The organism is Dactylosporangium fulvum (genome assembly GCF_025137375.1).
Lineage (GTDB): Bacteria > Actinomycetota > Actinomycetes > Mycobacteriales > Micromonosporaceae > Dactylosporangium > Dactylosporangium fulvum.
Window position 1 is genome coordinate 9,243,013 of record NZ_CP073720.1, and the last position, 19,243, is coordinate 9,262,255.

16 protein-coding genes and 1 tRNA gene are annotated in these 19,243 nt (G+C 71.1%); 12 read left to right on the forward strand and 5 right to left on the reverse strand.

Going from position 1 to position 19,243, the window contains the following annotated elements; translation table 11 throughout:
- Position 1 precedes the first annotated feature (1 nt).
- Together Dfulv_RS42525 and Dfulv_RS42530 are read right to left on the reverse strand one after the other, a co-directional pair.
- Positions 2–1,609, reverse strand: a complete 1,608-nt coding sequence (locus Dfulv_RS42525) for a hypothetical protein (protein ID WP_259859482.1) — start codon at positions 1,607–1,609, stop codon at positions 2–4.
- A gap of 90 nt (positions 1,610–1,699) precedes the next feature.
- The gene (locus Dfulv_RS42530; RefSeq protein WP_259859483.1) at positions 1,700–3,415 is read right to left on the reverse strand and encodes a copper resistance CopC/CopD family protein; all 1,716 of its coding nucleotides are present in this window, start codon (positions 3,413–3,415) and stop codon (positions 1,700–1,702) included.
- Positions 3,416–3,556: 141 nt separating this feature from the next.
- On the opposite strand from Dfulv_RS42530, the gene bcp reads away from it, so the two are divergent.
- From bcp to Dfulv_RS42560, 6 genes are all read left to right on the forward strand, one after another.
- Positions 3,557–4,030, forward strand: coding sequence for a thioredoxin-dependent thiol peroxidase (gene bcp / locus Dfulv_RS42535; protein WP_259859484.1), 474 nt, complete (start codon positions 3,557–3,559; stop codon positions 4,028–4,030).
- Between the two features lie 85 nt (positions 4,031–4,115).
- Positions 4,116–5,672, forward strand: coding sequence for a circularly permuted type 2 ATP-grasp protein (locus Dfulv_RS42540; RefSeq protein WP_259859485.1), 1,557 nt, complete (start codon positions 4,116–4,118; stop codon positions 5,670–5,672).
- Between the two features lie 76 nt (positions 5,673–5,748).
- Positions 5,749–6,696: an alpha-E domain-containing protein gene (locus Dfulv_RS42545; protein ID WP_259859486.1), complete on the forward strand. Its 948-nt coding sequence runs from the start codon at positions 5,749–5,751 to the stop codon at positions 6,694–6,696.
- Between the two features lie 2 nt (positions 6,697–6,698).
- Positions 6,699–7,541 (forward strand): transglutaminase family protein, encoded by an 843-nt coding sequence (locus Dfulv_RS42550; RefSeq protein WP_259859487.1) that lies wholly within the window; start codon positions 6,699–6,701, stop codon positions 7,539–7,541.
- Positions 7,542–7,562: 21 nt separating this feature from the next.
- A tRNA-Leu gene (locus Dfulv_RS42555) sits at positions 7,563–7,635 on the forward strand.
- Between the two features lie 51 nt (positions 7,636–7,686).
- The gene (locus Dfulv_RS42560) at positions 7,687–8,418 is read left to right on the forward strand and encodes a DUF7873 family protein (RefSeq protein ID WP_259859488.1); all 732 of its coding nucleotides are present in this window, start codon (positions 7,687–7,689) and stop codon (positions 8,416–8,418) included.
- 527 nt (positions 8,419–8,945) lie between these two features.
- Here the strand turns inward: Dfulv_RS42560 and Dfulv_RS42565 are convergent.
- From Dfulv_RS42565 to Dfulv_RS42575, 3 genes are all read right to left on the reverse strand, one after another.
- A complete protein-coding gene (locus Dfulv_RS42565; protein WP_259859489.1) occupies positions 8,946–9,437 on the reverse strand; it encodes a hypothetical protein in 492 nt (163 codons plus the stop codon).
- Between the two features lie 230 nt (positions 9,438–9,667).
- The gene (locus Dfulv_RS42570) at positions 9,668–10,372 is read right to left on the reverse strand and encodes a hypothetical protein (protein WP_259859490.1); all 705 of its coding nucleotides are present in this window, start codon (positions 10,370–10,372) and stop codon (positions 9,668–9,670) included.
- A 113-nt stretch (positions 10,373–10,485) separates the two neighbouring features.
- Positions 10,486–11,397: an MOSC domain-containing protein gene (locus tag Dfulv_RS42575; protein WP_259859491.1), complete on the reverse strand. Its 912-nt coding sequence runs from the start codon at positions 11,395–11,397 to the stop codon at positions 10,486–10,488.
- On the opposite strand from Dfulv_RS42575, the gene Dfulv_RS42580 reads away from it, so the two are divergent.
- From Dfulv_RS42580 to hutH, 6 genes are read left to right on the forward strand one after another with little or no spacing between them, the layout of a single operon-like run.
- Positions 11,385–12,248 (forward strand): MurR/RpiR family transcriptional regulator, encoded by an 864-nt coding sequence (locus tag Dfulv_RS42580; RefSeq protein ID WP_259859492.1) that lies wholly within the window; start codon positions 11,385–11,387, stop codon positions 12,246–12,248. The genes Dfulv_RS42575 and Dfulv_RS42580 overlap by 13 nt on opposite strands.
- Positions 12,249–12,260: 12 nt before the next feature.
- Positions 12,261–13,910 carry a urocanate hydratase gene (hutU, locus tag Dfulv_RS42585; RefSeq protein WP_259859493.1) on the forward strand — a complete coding sequence of 550 codons (1,650 nt, stop codon included), beginning with the start codon at positions 12,261–12,263 and terminating at the stop codon, positions 13,908–13,910.
- Positions 13,910–15,115, forward strand: a complete 1,206-nt coding sequence (locus Dfulv_RS42590) for an allantoate amidohydrolase (protein ID WP_259869271.1) — start codon at positions 13,910–13,912, stop codon at positions 15,113–15,115. Before hutU ends, Dfulv_RS42590 begins: the two co-directional genes overlap by 1 nt.
- 11 nt (positions 15,116–15,126) lie before the next feature.
- Entirely contained in the window at positions 15,127–16,437 is a 1,311-nt protein-coding gene (locus Dfulv_RS42595; RefSeq protein ID WP_259859494.1) for a formimidoylglutamate deiminase, read from the forward strand.
- Positions 16,434–17,603 carry an imidazolonepropionase gene (gene hutI, locus Dfulv_RS42600; RefSeq protein WP_259859495.1) on the forward strand — a complete coding sequence of 390 codons (1,170 nt, stop codon included), beginning with the start codon at positions 16,434–16,436 and terminating at the stop codon, positions 17,601–17,603. Before Dfulv_RS42595 ends, hutI begins: the two co-directional genes overlap by 4 nt.
- Positions 17,600–19,120: a histidine ammonia-lyase gene (gene hutH, locus Dfulv_RS42605; protein ID WP_259859497.1), complete on the forward strand. Its 1,521-nt coding sequence runs from the start codon at positions 17,600–17,602 to the stop codon at positions 19,118–19,120. Before hutI ends, hutH begins: the two co-directional genes overlap by 4 nt.
- The last annotated feature ends 123 nt before the right edge of the window (positions 19,121–19,243 follow it).

Sequence of the window (19,243 nt, forward strand, 5' to 3'; positions counted from 1 at the left end):
CTCAGCGGGTGCCGGAGGAGGCGGTGTCGCGGTCCCTGGACTCCTCGGATTCCTCGGACTCCTGGGACTTCTCCGGCTCCGCCACAGCGACGGGCGCCCAGGTGAACTGCAACTCGATGGCGGGCATGGCCGGCAGCGGCGGCAGCTCGACCGGGCCGCGCTCGTCGGGGTCCAGCTCGGAGCCTTCGGGCACGGGGCGGTCCAGTTCGCTCTCGGGCAGGCTCGCCACGTCGACGTCCTCGTCCTTCGCGGCGGGCCTCCCCGGCGCGTCGGCCATGATGGCCGCCAGGACGCCGGCGAGCATGGGGTTGGAAAGCGTGATCGGGGCCGCCGGCACCGGTTCGGTCGCCGCCTCATCGTCGGCGTCGGTGTCGGCGTCGGTCGTGGCGGCCTCCCCGCCGACCGGTGCCTTGCCGGTGGCATCGGCCGTCCCGCCGGTGGCCCGAGCCGCCGTGTTCGCGGCGCCGGCCGCCTCGCCGGTGGCGCGCGCATCGGTCCCGGCCTCCGCACCGGCCGACGCCTCGTCCGTCGCGTCGGCGCCGGCCACCACCTCGGCACCGGCCACCACCTCGGCGCTGATCGCAGCTTCGGCGCTGGTCACCGCCTCGGCACCGGCCACCACCTCGGCGCCGGCCACCACCTCGGCGCTGATCACAGCTTTGGCGCTGGTCACCGCCTCGGCACCGCTCGCCGCCTCGGTGTCGTCCGCCGGCCCGGTCCCGGCCGGCGCCGGCTCGCCCGCGACCGCCACCGCGGACGGCTCGGCGTCCGCCACGCCGGATTTCACCGGCTTGTTGAACATCGTCGCCAGCGCATCCTTCGGCGCCGCCAGGTTGCGGCGCAGTGACGCACGGGTCCGGGTGGCCGGCGTCGGCTGGGCCGGCACCGCCGGCAGGGCCGGCGGCTCGGTGCGGCGGCGCTGCGGCCATGCCAGCGTCAGCAGCGCGATCAGGAACAGGGCCCCGCCCAACACGAGCAGCCCGGCCGTCGTCGGGCCCAGCCATACGGGAGCCAGCCGGGCGGTGAGCGCGGCGTCGACGCCCGGCGTGCCATCGGCGTTCATGACGACCAGCGACAGGTGCCGGCCGCGTAGCGCCGACGACGACCAGGAGAGCTCCGCAGCGCCGTCGACCTGGCTGCTACGCCCGATCCAGAAGAGCTGACCGGCGGGGACCGGCAACGGCGGGGCGGGGACGGCCGCGTCGGCCGGCGCCGGGCGGGCCGGGACGGCCGACGCCTCGACCGGCAGCGGGCCGCGCGCCAGCCGCACCCGGGTGATCCGCGACTGGCCGAGCCCGTCCAGGTATCGGGCGACGTCCTCGTCCGGGCCCAGGCCGATGAACACGGGGCCGCCGGACCCACGCGCCGACAGGCTGAGCGTGGTCTGCCCACCCCGCGCGAACGGCGCGTCGGCTCGCAGCAGCGCGTCGACGTCGGTCACGACCACCGCGTGACCGTCCGAGTGGACGCGCTCCAGTCGTGCTGTGAACGTGTCGTCGGCGGCGCGATGCTCCATGGTCACCCAGAGTCCGCCACCGGCGAGCGCCAGCGGTACCGCGATGAGCAGCAGCAGCGCGCCGACACCTGCCCGAACCAGACGCACGACCATTGGCAGCGGCCCCTTCCCCCGGTGTTCTGGAACCGACAATACCTGCGAAAACCCCGCGAAATGCCCAAAATCGCCGAGACCGGTCGCGGGTTATTTCACCGGTACCTGCACCGTGACCGTCGACTGGTTCAGGTCGTCGACACGCGCGGTGATCTTGACCTCCCACGTGCCGGGCGTCACGAACGACACCTGCCCCACGGCGTGGTCCTCCGAGATCGCCAGCGTCGGCACGACCAGTGGCTCGATCCCCTTCGAGGGCAGGGCCGCGGTCGCCTTCCACTCGACGACCTTGAGCGGTCCCGAGCCGTCGGGCTTGAGGGCGTACAGGTGGACCGAGTTCTGCCCGACGGTCGCGGGCGAGACGTCGACCTGGAGCTTCATGAGGTTGGTGCTCATCGTGCCGGTGAAGGGTCCCGACGGCGTCCGGTCGGCCTGCGCACTGCGCGCCGGCGTGGTCTGGACCAGCACCGACGTCACCGCGAGCACCACAACGGCGACGGCCACCTCGGTCAGGACGGCACGCCGGAGCAGCCGGCGGTCCCCCTCGCCCACCGCGGGCGCGGGCGGGGCCTCGTCGGCCTCGTCCTCCTCGCTGTCCTCGTCGGACCGCTCCGCGGCGGCGGGAACGAAGCGGCGGTTGGTCAGCTGCCGCGAGTACGCCGCGACCGCCAGCACGACGACGAGCAGCGCGACCTTGGTGATGACGAGGCGGCCGTACGTGGTGCCGGTCAACGCGTCGATCGTGCCGATCTCCACGAGCGCCTGCGCGGTGCCGGCGAGCACCAGCACGGTGATCGCGAACAGCGCCCAGCCGGACCAGACCGGCACGATCGCGGTCAGTTCACGGGTGTTCGCCTGGCGGAGCAGAAACCCGAAGAGCATGACCAGCCCGCCCAGCCAGACGGACATCGCCGCCAGGTGGGCGACGTCGGCGACGACGGTCAGGGTCGGCACCGGTGAAGCGCTCGGATGCCCGGAGATGGGCCAGGTGGCGAGGCCGACGATGGCGAGGATCACCAGCAGCGTCTGGTCGACCTTGCCGGCCCGCCCGGCGACCAGCGGTCGCAGCAGGAGGGTCGCGGCGACGACGGCGGCGAGCCGGATCAGGTGGGCGGCGCCGAACGGCGTGCCCAGGACCTCCCGCGCGGCGGCGGACGAGACGTCGAAGACGGACGTGCCCGCGGTGTACGGAATCTGGAGGTACAACTCCAGGATCGTGCTCAACGCGAGCAGGCCGGCGCCGACCAGGGCGACCCGGCCGGGCTGCCGGCCGGAGAGCCGGCGGGGCCAGAGGGCGAACAGGATCAGGGCCGGGCCGATGAACAGCACGAGGCCGGCGAACCCGAGGAAGCGCGCGACCGACATGGCGTTCTTGACCACGCCGTCGGTCTGCGCCGTCGCGTCGCCGCTGTCGTTCGGCGTCGCGGACACTTCACCGTAGGAGAAGCTGTAGCCGCCGCTGATCGGATGGCTGTCGGCCGAGATGACCCGGTAGCTGACGAGATATGTGCCCTTCGGCCCGCCCGACTTGAGCGGGATGACCAGCTCGGTGTCGCGGGCGACCGGCTTGCCGGTGTCGACGCGGCCGCCGTCCGGCCCGATGACCCTGATCTTGTCCGGGACGATGCGCACAGACTCGCTGAAGGTCAGCGTGACCTCGCCCGGCAACTGGTCGAGCACGGTGCCGGCGACAGGGGCCGTCTTGACGAGCGTCGCGTGCGCGCTGGCGGGCGCGGCGGGCAGCACCAGGATGAACAACGCCCCGAGAAGCATCGCCAGGGGGATGGACCATCTACGTCGGGTCATGCGTTCATGATTTCGCGCCGGTCATCTGCGGGTAGTCGGGGGTCGGTCCCGAAAAGTTCCCACTGACGCACCGTCATTTCGCCATGGACGCACCGCTATGGGCCCCCTCGGACCGAAGCCTCACGCGATAGAGTCCACAGCATGACCACGACGCGCCTGGAGCCGGGTGACACCGCCCCCGAGTTCACGCTGCAGACGGACCGCGACGAGCCGTTGTCGCTCACCGACCTTCGCGGCCGCAAGGTCGTTCTGTATGCATACCCGGCGGCGATGACCCCCGGCTGCACGAAGCAGGCGTGCGATTTCCGTGACAACCTGGCGTCGCTGAAGGCCGCCGGCTACGAGGTCGTGGGAATCTCCCCCGACTCACCGGCGAAGCTGGCACAGTTCCGCGAGCGCGACGCGATCACCTTCCCGCTCGTCTCCGACCCCGACCGTTCGGTGCTGCGGGCCTACGGTGCCTATGGCGAGAAGCAGAACTACGGCCGCACGGTCCTGGGTGTGATCCGCTCGACCTTCGTGATCGACGAGAAGGGCCACATCGAGCGCGCTCTCTACAACGTCAAGGCGACGGGACACGTGGCGAAGCTCCGCCGCGACCTCGGCCTCGACTGACGCGGGCGGGTGGCGGGCCGACGCAAGATCGGCGTCAAAACACACAGGTAATGCGCCCGAAACGGTTCGTACCTAGGCTCTCGTCATGGCGGACATCTTCGATGACTACTCGATGTCCGGGGGCATGTTCGAGGCATGGGACGAGATGTTCGAGCGTCCCGGGCAACCGCGGTCCCCTTACCGATCGCTGTTCGCCGCGCTCCAGCCGCTGGCACCGGCCGACCTGCGGTTCCGCGCCGATCAGTTGGCCCGCGTCTTCACCGACCGCGGGGTCACCTTCGCCTACGCGGGTGAGGAGCGGCCGTTCCCGCTCGACCTGATCCCCCGCATCCTCGACGCGGCCGAGTGGGACCTGCTGACCGCCGCCGTGCAGCAGCGGGTCAAGGCGCTCGAGGCGTTCCTCGCCGACATCTACGGCGCCGGCCGGGTGTTCCACGACGGCGTGGTGCCCCGCAAGCTCATCACCACCAGTGCGCACTTCCACCGCCAGGCGTATGGCGTCGAGCCGCCCAACGGGGTGCGGGTGCACATCAGCGGCGTCGACCTGGTCCGCGACGAGCAGGGCCGGTTCTGCGTCCTCGAGGACAACCTGCGCATTCCCTCGGGAGTGTCGTACGTCATCGAGAACCGGCGCGCGCTGACCCACACCATGCCCGCGCTGTTCGCCGACGCGCGGGTGCGCCCGGTCGACGACTACCCGGCCCGCCTGCTGGCGGCGCTGCGGGCCGCGGCGCCCGAGGGCGTCGACGACCCGACCGTCGTGGTGCTCACGCCCGGTGTCTACAACGCGGCGTACTTCGAGCACGCCCTGCTGGCCCGCCTGATGGGTGTCGAACTGGTCGAGGGTCGCGACCTCGTCTGCAGCGGCAACCGGGTGCGGATGCGCACCACGCAGGGCGAGCGCCCGGTGCACGTGGTCTACCGCCGGGTCGACGACGAGTTCATCGACCCGCTGCACTTCCGGCCCGACTCCGTGATCGGCTGCCCAGGCATCGTCAACGCCGCCCGCGCCGGGCAGGTGACGCTCGCCAACGCCGTCGGCAACGGTGTCGCCGACGACAAGCTGATCTACACGTACGTGCCGGACCTCATCCGCTACTACCTGTCCGAGGAACCGCTGATCGACAACGTCGAGACGTACCGGCTCGACGACCGCGACCCCGACGTCCTGCACGACGTCCTCGACCGGCTGGATCAGCTCGTACTGAAACCGGTCGACGGTGCCGGCGGCAAGGGGATCGTGATCGGCCCGCAGGCCGGCCCGGAGGCGCTCGCCGCGCTGCGCACGGCCGTCGAGAAAGACCCCCGCGGCTGGATCGCCCAGCGCCCTGTCGCGCTGTCCACCTCGCCCACCCTGCTCGGCGACCGGGTCGCACCGCGGCACATCGACCTGCGGCCGTTCGCGGTCAACGACGGCAACGAGATCTGGCTGCTCCCGGGCGGCCTGACCCGCGTCGCCCTGCCCGAGGGCGCGCTGGTGGTGAACTCCAGCCAGGGCGGCGGGTCGAAGGACACGTGGGTCCTGGCGCACCCCGGCGACCCCGCACCCCCGGCGCGGCAACGGATCCCGCTGGAGCCGCGCGACACCTCCAGCGGGCCGCGCGACAGCGGACCCGCGGCCGCACAGATGGCGGGGCAGTGAGCGGGCGGAGCGGAGGGGCCGCTCACCAGAAAGCTCAGGGTGTCTCATGGCACCGGAGCAAGGCGGAGGTGACACGATGCTGAGCCGTATCGCGGAATCCCTGTTCTGGATCGGCCGCTACGTCGAGCGGGCCGACGACACCGCACGCATCCTCGACGCCTTCCTGGGCCGGCTGCTCGAAGACCCGTGGGCCGACGAGGACGCCGCCTGCCGCACGCTCATGTCGATCCTGGGCGCCCCGACGCCGCAGGACCGCCGCATCACCACAGGCGACGTGCTGGAACTGCTCGCGTTCGACGCCGAGGATCCAAGCGCCATCTCCGGCGCGATCGTGGCGGCCCGCGACAACGCCCGCGGCGTGCGCGAGACGATCTCCAGCGAGATGTGGGAGTGCCTCAACGTCACCTGGCACACGCTGGCCTCCCGGCGGGTGGCGGCCGAGCGCCTCGGACCGACCGTGTTCCTCAGTTATGTGCGTGAGCGTGCGGCGGTACTGGCCGGGCTCGCCGAATCCACGATGAGCCGCGACGACGGCTGGCGGTTCCTGGTCCTGGGGCGGTCCCTGGAGCGCGTCGACATGACCGCCCGGCTGCTGTCCATCCAGGCCACCACGCCCGACGAGGTCACCGGCTGGCGGACGGTGCTGCGCTCCTGCGGTGCCGACGAGGCGTTCCTGCGGACCCACGGCGGGACCTTCGATCCGCAGCGGGTCACCGAGTTCCTGCTGCTCGACCGCCTGTTCCCCCGGTCCGCGCTGCACGCGCTCGGCACGGCGGAGCAGTGCCTGCACGAGCTGGCGCCGACCACCGAGCGGGCCGGCGTGACCGACCCGGCCCGGCGGCCGATCGGCCAGGTCCGCACCCGGCTGGAGTACGCGGAAATGACCACGCTGCTCAGCGAGCTGCCGCAGCACCTGCGCGCGTTGCAGCAGACGTGCGCGACGGCCAGTGCCGCGATCACGGCCCGGTACTTCCCGCAATCCGCGCCCGTCACGTGGGGCACCGTCGCTTGGGGTGGGTCGTGAGCATGAACTGGCGTCTCAAGATCCGTCACGTCACCGGGTACAAGTACGCCGGTGCCGTCTCCGCCTCCTACAACGAGGCCCGGCTGACACCGTTGACCCTGCCGTGGCAGACGACGCTGTTCAGCCAGGTGGAGGTCACGCCGGGCGCGGCGACGTACCGCTACCACGACTACTGGGCGACCCAGGTGACCGCGTTCGACCTGCACCGCCCGCATCAGCAACTGCGGGTCGTCTCCAGCAGCCTTGTCGAGGTGTCGCCACCGCCGGCCCCGTCGGTCTCGCTGGACTGGGCACAACTCGGCGCCGAGCCGGTGCTGGACACCTACGCGGAGTTCCTGGCCGAGCGGCCGTTGACGGCGGTCGACGCCGGGCTGGTCGATCTGGCCTGGTCGGCGATCCCGTCCCGGTCGCCCAGGGAGTCCGCCGAGGCACTGTCGGACTGGGTGCGCACCGAGGTCGCGTATGTGCCGGGCTCCACCGGCGTGCAGACCAGCGCGCAGGATGCCTGGGATCTGCGGAAGGGGGTTTGCCAGGACATCGCGCACCTGACCGTCGGGCTGTTGCGGGCCCGTGGCATTCCCGCGCGGTACGTCTCCGGCTACCTGCACCCGAAGGTCGAGGCGGAGGTCGGCGAGACGGTCGCCGGGCAGAGCCACGCATGGGTGGAGTGGTGGTGCGGGGAATGGGTCGGCTTCGACCCGACAAACGGGGTGCCGGTCGGGCCGCGGCACGTCGTGGTGGCCCGCGGCCGCGACTACGACGACGTGCCGCCGCTGCGGGGCGTGTACCACGGGGCGCCGAGCAAACACCTGGGAGTCACCGTGGAGATCACCCGGCTGGCCTGAGTACAGTGTGTCTCGGTTACTGGGGCCGTAGCCCAATGGCAGAGGCACACGGTTTAGGTCCGTGCCAGTGTGAGTTCGACTCTCACCGGCCCCACAGATATTGGCTGTTTTCGCGGCTCGGCCCGCTCGTAAACTCGGCCGCACTATGACGAAGCTGAATCAGATCATCGCGGTCGAGAAGGGCGTGAAGTCCCGCTCGTTCCAGGAGCTCACCGAGGCCCACCACGTCCTGCAGAAGCCTGCGCTGCTCGCGGGCATCTCCCGCACGTATCGGCCCAAGGACGAGGAAGGCGAGCAGCTGCCGCCGGAGTCGACCCGAGTGCAGGTGAAGGCCGAGGAGGTCATGCGCCAGACGGCGACCATCCTGACCCGGCTGTTCGACGTCACCGCCACGAAGGACTGGACCAACTGCGTCGCCCGCGCCGATGTGATCGTCGACGGCGAGCCGCTGCTGCGTGACGTGCCGGTCTCCTACCTGCTGTTCCTCGAGAAGCAGCTGGTCGACCTGCTGACGTTCGTGCGTAAGCTGCCGGTCCTCGACGCCGCCGAGTCGTGGGTGTACGACGCCTCCGCGGACTGCTACGCCACCGAGCCGACCCAGACCACGCGCACGAAGAAGATCCCGCGGAACCACGTCAAGGCCGAGGCGACCGAGAAGCACCCGGCGCAGGTGGAGGTCTACTACGAGGACGTGGTCATCGGCTACTGGCGGACGATCAAGTTCTCCGGCGCCCTGCCCGCCAAGCGCGTCAACGAGCTCGTCGAGCGGGTCGAGAAGCTGCAGGCCGCGGTGAAGTTCGCCCGCGAGGAGGCCAACGGCGTCGAGGTCGTCTCGCAGGAGACCGGCGAGAAAGTGTTTCGCTTCCTCTTCGCGTAGTGGCTTAGGATCGGGGGGCGCAAGGAGCGCAGACTGAACCTGAGGCTCAGTTTGACAGGTGCGCGCGGTGTCAGTTGGAGGTTCGATCCCTCCCGCCGCCATTCACGTGGCGGCGTAGCCCAACCGGAAGAGGCAGCCGCGGGAACCGAGACACAAACTCAACTTCTCGCTCCAGTCTGAGCATTCGCCGCCGAACACCGGATCGACCGAGCGTGGACATCGTCGTCGAGGTTGCGGGTTCAACTCCCGTTCGGCCCTCTCCCACGGGCCGATAGCTCAATCGAAGAGCGCGACGCTATAAGCCTGATCCACGCCCTTCAACGTGCCGGTGTGCGCAATTGGGCGGCAACCCGAGGCCCGGGGGATGGATACTCCCCCGGGCTTCACCACGCTCAGGCGGCGTTTTTCCTGACGGGTGCCTCCGGCGGACGTCCCGCTTGGGACGCCGGGGGTCGCCACGGCTCTTGATCCCTGGACCTCGTGGTCTCCGCAGTCCCGCAGGCAGCGCCGTCCCGCAGGCAGCGCCGTCAGCGCGACGGCGCCCGCACCCGTCCGAACGCCGCGACCGCGTCCTCGGGTTCGTCGACACTCACCGTGAACTGCCGCCCGCCGAAGTCGAACACCAGCGCCGGCCCGGACCGCACGATCACGGCCCGCCCGCGCCCCGGGACCCAGGTCCACCCCCACCGCTGCCCGAGGCTGGACCGCACGTCGATCGCGCGCACCTCCCCCACCATCCGCAGCGGCACGGCGATCGGCGGCATCGGCAGCAGCCCGTGGCGGATCCGCACGTTGTACATGCTGATCTCCACCCCGACGTGCGCCATCGCCGCGGCCCAGACCAACGCCGCAAGCCCGGCAACGAACAGCAAGGCGGTCAACGCGAGCCACTTGGTCTGCTCGAACGGCCGCTCCGGCGCGACAAGGTACCCGGCGACGAAGCACACGACGGCCACCCCGAACCCGGCACCCGCCCGGCGATACCCGATGGCCCGCCCGGACCACAGCAGAAACGACACGCGCGTTGTTCTACCAGAGCAACCACCGGCATCGCTGTCGTCCATTCCGGTGACCGTCCACACTGTTCAATCGCTCACCCCCTGCGACCGGCCCTTACTCCACACCGCCCCCGGCTGGCGGATTCCGGTCAGTTCGCGAAGACCCTCGTTACCCCCGGTGTCGGCCGTCCGCGCCCGGCCGGAGCCATCCGGCATGACCGTTCCCGCAGCGGCACGGCAGGGCCGGCCCGTCAGCGGGCGCCCGGCGCCAGCCCGCGCTCCGCCATCGCCTCTGCCAGGGCGGTCAGCGACCGTACGACGGCATTGCGCCCTTCACCACCGTGCAGCATCTTGCGCGGCTCGCGGATCCGTTCCACCCCGATGGCGTGTGCCCCGGCCCGCTGCGTCGCCGACATGGCCGAGAACGTCGCACAGACCACTGCGGTCTGCCCGGGAGCCGCCCTGATCGCCTCCAACACCGGTGCCATGGTCCGCACCGCAGGGTTGCGCATCGCGAACCCCCGCCCGAGCGTCGGCCCGACCAGCGTCCGCAGCCCGAGCCGGTGCAGGTACCGCCCAACGGCCGACTCGCTGTGCGGCGCATACACGGCAACCGACCGCCCCGTCTCCCGGCACACGTCGAGCAGGTCCGCAGCACCGACCGTGATCGGAGCCCATCCCGCGGCGTCGAGCTCGGCGTCATGGACGATCTGCTCCGCTCGACGTCCGCTCTCCTCCGACACGCCGTACGCCTCGGCGAGCATGTCGAACGGGTTGTCGCTAATGCCGACCAGGATCGACAGGCGATGCCCGGATTCGAGCAGCATCTCGCGGATCCGCCGGGCCACCACTTCCGGGTCGGGCAGCAGGTTACCCAACACGCTGAACGTGAGGACCACGTGGTTGGTCCGATCGAGGATCTCGGCGAGGTGGGGCCGTACCCGCAACGGCGTCACCCGTTGATCATCACTCGACTTCCGTCTCCCGCGATGCGTTATGCCCCTTTCGCCCCGCCGACAGGCGGACGATCGGCCCGTTCAGGCCGGTCTGTCCGATTCAGTCCGCCACCTCAGTCCACCACCGCGACCTCGTCGCCGATGGCGATCTTGCCCCTCCCGTCCGGGATCAGGTTGACCCCGAACATGATCCCGCCCGGAAACTTCCGGCGCTGCCCGAGCACACGCAGCGGCTGGCGGCCCTTCTCACCCGTCTCTGGGTCGATGGTGGTCAGCACACACCGGCTGCAGGGCTTCGGCACGCGGAACGACACGTCGCCGATCACGATCCGCCTGCCGAGCCAGCCGTCCTCCGCCCAGGCCGCGGCGCCACCCACCACGACATTGGGACGGAAGCGCGTCATCTCGACCGGCGCGTCCCCCTCCTCGGCCAGCCAGTCGTTGACCGCGTCGAGCGAGGCCATGTTGGTCAGCAGCAGCGGGAACCCGTCGGCGAAACTCACCCGGTCGTCGGGCCGGCTGTATTCCGGATCGACCCGCCTCCGTGTCGGGTCGTCCAGGTGGACCAGATGCGCGCGGCGCCCGATCACCTCCGTCAGCCATCGGTCCACCTCGCCGCCCGCCGGCGTGGCGGCGATCCACTGCTTGAAATGCCTGACGTCCGTCGTGGTTCCGGTGGGGAACGGCACCTCGATGCTCGACGCCCCTTGCGCTTGGAGCACCAAACCCTGGGAGACGTACGTCGGACGCACCCGCCCGAGCGCCGGCCACTCCCGCTGCGTGATCAGTTTGAGGTCGTCGTCGACGACCAGCCACCGCCGGTCGCCGGCCAGCCCCCACGGCTCGACTTCGGCGGAGTCCGCCTCCACGCGATAGCAGCTCTTGATCGGATAGGTCGCGAGATAGATCAACCGCACATCCCGAGCGTCCCATGTGGTCCCCCCTTCGAGCCAACATTTTGAATGGATCCATGCTGTTGACGCAACCCTGAAAGGAGTCTTACAGTCGCCCCATGACAACGTCACCGGTCCAGCGGGTGCTGGAACTGTTCGACGGGCAGCGGTTGACGCCCGCACAGCGGCGCATCGCGCGCTGCCTGGTCGACCATGCCGGCCGGGCCGGTTATCTCTCCAGCGGCGATCTGGCGGCGCTGGCCGGGGTGAGCCAGCCGTCCGTCACTCGATTCGCGACCGCGCTGGGCTTCGACGGCTATCCGGCGCTGCGCGACCGGCTGCGGGTGACGTTCGACGGCTACCAGCACGCCCCGTCCACAGTGGACGAGGATGCGGAAGACGCACCCACGAATCAATACCAGCTGGCGCTGAGCGCCGAGATCGCCAATCTGCAGCGCCTCTCCGAGGCCCTCCGCGATCCGGCACCGCTGGCCGAGGCCGGCCGTCTGCTGATCGAGAGCCGACCGCTGCCGGTGCTCGGCATGCGGGCGGCCGCAGCGCTCGCGAGTTCGTTCGCCTACTTCGCGGCGAAGGTGCATCCCGACGTCCGGCTGCTGCGCGAGCAGGGAAGCCTGCTGGCGGATCGGCTGGAACAGGCACATGCGGCAGGCGCAGTTGCGATGCTGGCGTTTGTGTTGCCCCGCTATCCGCGTGAGGCGGTCGACGCCCTGCGCGACGCACGGGCCGCCGGGCTCCGCGTGGTGACCGTGACCGACTCACCGGTCAGTCCGGCCGCCGCCGAGTCCGACCTGGTCCTGCCGGCCGCCGTGGGGTCGCGGCTGGTGTTCGACCTGCACGCCGCCCCGTCCGCGATGGTCACGATGCTGCTGCAGGCGATGTGCGACGCCGCACCGACCGAGACCCAGGCACGACTCGAGGCATTCGAGCGGTCTGCCGCCACTCGTCAGGTTTTCCTGCCCTAGCCGAGGAGTCCCATGGAAACGATCCGTGCCCCTCGTGGCACCCAGTTGACGGCGCGTGGCTGGCAGCAGGAGGCCGCCCTGCGCATGCTCATGAACAATCTCGACCCCGATGTGGCCGAGCGCCCGCAGGACCTGGTCGTCTACGGCGGCACCGGCAAGGCGGCCCGTGACTGGCCGTCGTTCCGGGCGCTGGTCCGCACGCTCACGACCCTGGCACCCGACGAGACGATGCTGGTGCAGTCCGGCCGTCCGGTCGGCGTGCTGCAGACCCACGAGTGGGCGCCGCGTGTGCTCATCGCCAACTCCAACCTGGTCGGCGACTGGGCCACCTGGCCCGAGTTCCGCCGGCTCGAGGCCCTTGGCCTGACCATGTATGGCCAGATGACCGCCGGCTCGTGGATCTACATCGGCACGCAGGGCATCCTGCAGGGCACCTATGAGACGTTCGCCGCCGTGGCGGAGAAGCGGTTCGGTGGCACCCTGGCGGGCACGCTCACACTGACCGCCGGCTGTGGCGGAATGGGTGGCGCCCAGCCGCTGGCCGTCACGATGAACGGCGGCGCGTGCCTGATCATCGACGTCGACCGCACCCGTCTGGAGCGGCGTGTGGCCACCCGCTACCTCGACGTCATCGCGGACTCGCTGGAGGCCGGCGTCCGGCTGGCGGTGGAGGCGCAGATCGCGCGCAAGCCGCTGTCGGTCGGCGTGGTGGGCAATGCGGCACTGCTCGTGCCGGAACTGCTGCGGATGGGCGTGCCGATCGACATCGTCACGGACCAGACGTCGGCACACGATCCGCTCTCCTATGTGCCGAGCGGTGTCGAGCCGGAGGACGCCGCCGATTACGCGGCGCAGAAGCCCGACGAGTTCACCGAGCGGGCCCGCCATTCCATGGCTCGTCACGTCGAAGCGATGGTCGGGTTCCTGGACCGCGGCGCCGAGGTGTTCGACTACGGCAACTCCATCCGCGGCGAGGCTCAGCTCGGCGGGTTCGACCGAGCGTTCGCTTTCCCCGGCTTCGTCCCGGCGTACATCCGGCCGCTGTTCTGCGAGGGCAAGGGCCCGTTCCGCTGGGCCGCGCTGTCCGGCAACCCGGCTGACATCGCCGCGACCGACCGCGCGATCCTCGACCTGTTCCCGGAGAACGAGTCGCTGCGCCGCTGGATCACGATGGCCGGTGAGCGGGTCGCGTTCCAGGGTCTGCCGGCGCGGATCTGCTGGCTCGGTCAGGGCGAGCGCGACAAGGCCGGACTGCGGTTCAACGAGATGGTGGCCGACGGCACGCTCGAGGCGCCGATCGTCATCGGCCGGGACCATCTCGACACCGGCTCGGTCGCCTCGCCGTATCGCGAGACGGAGGCCATGCGCGACGGCTCCGACGCGATCGCCGACTGGCCGTTGCTCAACGCGCTGGTCAACACGGCGTCGGGCGCGTCGTGGGTCTCGATCCACCACGGCGGCGGGGTCGGGATCGGCCGATCGATCCACGCCGGACAGGTTTCCGTCGCCGACGGCACCGAGCTTGCGGCCCAGAAGCTGGCCAGAGTGCTGACCAACGACCCGGCGATGGGCGTGCTCCGCCACGTCGACGCGGGCTATGAGGACGCCGTTGAGGTGGCCGGCTCGGCCGGTCTCCGCGTACCGATGGGAGAGTCGGCATGATGAGCGCCGAGCGGTTCGCCGCGCTCTGGGGATCGCTGAGCCCGATCGGCAAGGCCGGGGACGACGGCGGCTACATCCGCCAGTCGTGGACCGACACCGACCTGGTCTGCCGCGAGTGGTTCGTCGAGGAAGCACTGGATCGCGATCTCGAGGTGGAGATCGACCGCAACGGCAATCTGTGGGCCTGGTGGGGCGAGCCGGAAGGCGACGGGGCGGTCGTGACCGGCAGCCACCTCGACTCGGTGCCCCACGGCGGCGCGTATGACGGCCCGCTCGGTGTCGTCTCCGGCCTGCTAGCCGTCGACGTGCTCCGTGAGCGTGGTGTCACGCCCGCCCGCCCGCTCGCGGTGGTCGTGTTCACCGAGGAGGAGGGCGCTCGGTTCGGCGTGCCGTGCCTGGGCTCACGACTGCTCACCGGTGCATTCGACCCTGCCAAGGCGCTGCAGCTCCGCGACCGGGAGGGCGTGCGTCTCGGCGAGGCGATCAGCAGGGCCGGCCTCGACCCGGAGCGGCTGGGACCCGATCCCGAGCGGCTGGCACGCATCGCCGCCTTCGTGGAACTGCACGTGGAGCAGGGCCGGGCCCTCGATCACATCGACGCGCCGATCGGCGTGGCCAGCGCCATCTGGCCGCACGGCCGCTACCGGTTCGACTTCACAGGCGAAGGCAACCACGCGGGCACGACCCGTATGTCGGACCGTCATGATCCGATGCTCACCCTCGCCCATACCGTGCTGGCCGCCGAGGAGGCTGCCCGGCTGCACGGCGCCCACGCCACCGTCGGCCGGGTCGACGTCGCCCCCAACGCCACCAATGCGATCGCGTCGCGGGCCTCCGCCTGGCTCGATGCCCGAGCGGCCGACGAGGACACCCTGCAACGACTGGTCGAGGTGGTCCACCAGCGTGCCGAGGAGCGCTCGCTGACCGACGGCACGCTGGTGAAGATGACGGCGGAGTCGTCGACAGGCGAGGTCGCGTTCGCCGGCGAGGTCAGCCGGCTCGCCGCGCTGGAGCTCAACGCTCCCGTGCTCCCGACCGGCGCCGGCCATGACGCCGGGGTGCTCGCCGGGCACGTCGACACCGCCATGCTGTTCGTGCGCAATCCAACCGGCATCTCCCACGCACCGCAGGAGTCGGCGTCGGACGCTGACTGCGCGGTGGGTGTCGAGAAGCTCGCCGACCTCTTGGCGCGGCTATGTCAGTGAATCGGTCGCCCATGCGGTACCACTGCGAGCACGTCTGGCTGCCGACAGGCGTCGCGGCAGACGTGCTCGTCGAGGTTGCCGACGGCCGGTTCACCGTGGTCACTCCGCAGACGCCCCCGAATGCGCCGGCTGCCAGCGACGCGGTGCGGCTGCCGGGGCTGACGCTACCGGGGCTGGCCAACACCCACTCGCACGCCTTCCACCGCGCGCTGCGCGGACGCACCCAGCGAGGCCGGGGCACGTTCTGGACGTGGCGCGAACAGATGTACGCCGTGGCCGGTGCGCTCGACCCGGACTCGTATCACGCGCTTGCCCGCGCTGTGTACGCCGAGATGGCGCTGGCCGGCATCACCTGCGTCGGCGAGTTCCACTATCTGCACCACGGCCCCGACGGCACCCCGTATGACGAGCCCAACGCGATGGGCGAGGCGCTGCTCGCGGCAGCCGCCGACGCGGGCATCAGGATCACGCTGCTCGACACGCTGTACCTGTCGGCGAGTGTCGACGGCAAACCGCTGGAAGGCGTCCAGCGGCGCTTCGGCGACGGTTCGCTGGACGGCTGGTCCGCGCGGGTCGAGCGGCTGAAGGCCCAGCCGCACGCGAGGATCGGCGCGGCCGCCCACAGCGTGCGGGCGGTTCCGGCCGACGTGCTGGCCGGGTTCGCGTATCGGACCGAGGGCCTGCCCACCCACGTACACCTGTCGGAGCAACGCGCGGAGAACGAGGCCTGTCAGGCGATGCACGGCTGCACCCCCACGGAACTGCTCGCCGACCGTGGGTTGCTCGGTGAGCGGGTGACCGCGGTCCACGCCACGCACCTGACCGACGCCGATCGCACGGAGCTGGGCGACACCGGCACCGGTGTCTGTTTCTGCCCGACGACCGAGCGGGACCTCGCCGACGGCATCGGCCACGCCCGTGCACTGACCGACGCGGGCAGCCCGCTCAGTCTGGGCAGTGACAGTCACGCCGTCATCGACCTGTTCGAGGAGGCTCGGGGCGTGGAGATGCACGAACGGCTGCACACCGAGCACCGGGGGCATTTCACGGCCGACGAGTTGCTCGGTGCGGCGAGCGTCGCCGGACATGTCGCGCTCGGCTGGCCGGACGCCGGCACGATCGCCGTCGGCGCACGTGCCGACCTGGTCACCGTGGCCCTGGACACGCCGCGGACGGCGGGGTGCGAGCCCGGTGCGATCTGCTTCGCGGCGACTGCCGCCGACGTGCGGCATGTCGTGGTCGACGGGCGCGTGGTGGTCACGGGCGGCGTCCACATCGCGTTGCCGGACGTCGGCGCCGCGCTGGCGGGGGCGATCCGATGAGGTCCCTGCTGATCACCAACATCGGCGAGCTGGTCACTGCCGACCCCGCGTGGGGCGCGGGGCCGCTCGGCATCCGGCGCAACGCAGCGCTGGTGATCGACGCCCGGCGGGTCGAGTGGATCGGGCGGGCGGCCGACGCTCCGGCCGCCGATGCGCGGGTCGACGCCGACGGGGCCGCGGTGCTGCCGGGGTTCGTGGACAGTCACGCCCATCTGGTGTTCGCCGGAGACCGGGCTGCCGAGTTCGCGGCGCGGATGGCCGGCCAGCCGTATACCGGCGGCGGGATCCGCACCACGGTCGGCGCGACCCGCGCCGCCAGCGACGAGCAGCTGCGGACGAACGTGGCCCGGCTGCGCAACGAGGCGCTGCGGCAGGGCACGACCACGATGGAGATCAAGTCGGGTTACGGGCTGAACGTCACCGACGAGGCGCGCTCGCTGCGGATCGCCCACGAGTTCACGACCGAGACGACGTTCCTCGGTGCCCACGTCGTGCCGGCCGAATACACCGACCGGCCCGACGACTACGTCGGCCTGGTCTGTGGCCCGATGCTCACCGCCGCCCGGTCGGCGGGCGCGCGGTGGATCGACGTGTTCTGCGAGCGGGGGGCGTTCGACGCCGACCACTCACGCGCCATCCTGACCGTCGGCGCGGACGCCGGGATGGGTGTGCGCATTCACGCCAACCAGCTGACGGAGGGACCCGGTGTACAGCTCGCGGTAGAGCTCAACGCCGCCTCCGCCGACCACTGCACACACCTGAGCCGGGCCGATATCGACGCGCTCGCCGGCTCCACGACGGTGGCCACGTTGCTACCCGGCGCCGAGTTCTCCACCCGGTCGCCCTACCCGCCGGCGCGGGCGCTGCTCGACGCGGGCGCGACCGTCGCCCTGGCCACGGACTGCAACCCGGGGTCGTCGTTCACCACATCGATGCCGTTCTGCATCGCGCTCGCGGTGCGGGAGATGGCCATGACACCGGCCGAGGCGGTGCTCGCGGCCACAAAGGGCGGGGCGGCCGCACTGCGTCGCAGCGACATCGGCCACCTCACCGTCGGGGCGCGGGGCGACCTGCTCCTGCTCGACGCCCCCTCACACCTGCACCTGGCCTACCGGCCCGGGGTGCCGCTGACAACCACCGTCGTGCTCAATGGGGAGCTGGTTTGATCACCATCACCGCCTCTGGCATCACCCCCGACGACCTCATCGCGGTCGCCCGGGGCAACGCGCGGGTGACCCTCGCGCAGGACGCACTCAACGCCATGCGTGCGAGCAGGGCCATCGTCGACGGCATCGAGCGGGAAGGCCGCCCGGTCTACGGGGTGTCGACCGGGTTCGGTGCCCTCGCCAACACGTTCATCGCGCCCGAGCGGCGAGCCGAGCTGCAGCATGCGCTCATCCGCTCGCACGCGGCAGGCATCGGCGCTCCGATGCCACGCGAGGTCGTGCGGGCGATGATGCTGCTGCGGATCCGTTCGCTGGCCATGGGCCGGTCCGGGGTACGGCCCGAGGTCGCCCGGGCACTCGTCGATCTCCTCAACGCCGACATCACGCCCTGGGTGCCCGAGCACGGCTCGCTCGGCGCCTCCGGTGACCTGGCGCCGCTGGCGCACTGTGCGCTGGTGCTCATCGGTGAGGGCTGGGTCCTGGCCAAGGACGGCAGCCGGATCACCCCGGCCGACGCCGGCGTCAAGCCGATCGAGCTGTCGTCGAAGGAGGGGCTGGCCCTCATCAACGGCACCGACGGCATGCTGGGCATGCTGCTCATGGCGATCGAGGACGCCGGGCACCTGTTCACCATGGCGGACGTGACCGCCGCGCTGTCGATCGAGGCGATGCTCGGCTCCGACCGGCCGTTCATGCCCGAACTGCACACCATCCGGCCACATCCCGGCCAGGCGGCGTCGGCAGCCAACATTCACCGGCTTCTGCAGCACTCGCCGATCATGGACTCACACCGCAACGACCTGGTGCACGCCGTGCAGGACGCGTACTCGATGCGGTGCGCGCCGCAGGTTGCCGGGGCGGCGCGGGACACGCTGGAGTTCGCGATCATGGTCGCCGCCCGGGAGTTGCGGTCGATCGTGGACAACCCTGTCGTGCTGCCGGACGGCCGGGTGGAGTCGACGGGCAACTTCCACGGTGCGCCGCTCGGCTTCGCCGCGGACTACCTGGCCATTGCCGCGTCAGAGGTCGGGGCGATCGCGGAACGGCGCGTGGACCGGCTCCTCGACGTGTGCCGCTCACGGGACCTGCCGCCGTTCCTGACGCCCGACCCGGGAGTGAACTCGGGGTTGATGATCGCGCAGTACACGGCGGCGGGCATCGTCGCGGAGAACCGGCGGCTGGCGGCGCCGGCCAGCGTCGACTCGCTGCCGACGTCGGGCATGCAGGAGGACCACGTCTCGATGGGCTGGGCCGCGACCCGCAAACTCCGCACCGTCCTCGACAACGTCTGCAGCATCCTGGCGGTCGAGCTGTTGTCCGCGGTTCGCGGCATCCAGCTCCGTGCCCCGCTGCAGCCGTCGCCGGCCGGGCGGCTGGCGGTGGCGACGGTCGAGCGGTTCGCGGGAGGGCCGGGGCCCGACATGTTCCTGGCTCCGGTGCTCGAAGCGGCCCGCTCGCTGATCTCGTCTCGGGAGCTGCGCGCTGAGATCGAGCAGACGACCGGCCCGCTCGCCTGACCGGGAAGGGCCTGCGCCGTGAGAGAGCGCCCACGGCCCGACGGAGCGCCCGCGCATCACGCACAGGCGTGTGGCCGGGACGCAGGCCGGCACGACTCACCCAGGGCAGCCGGGACTCGCGCA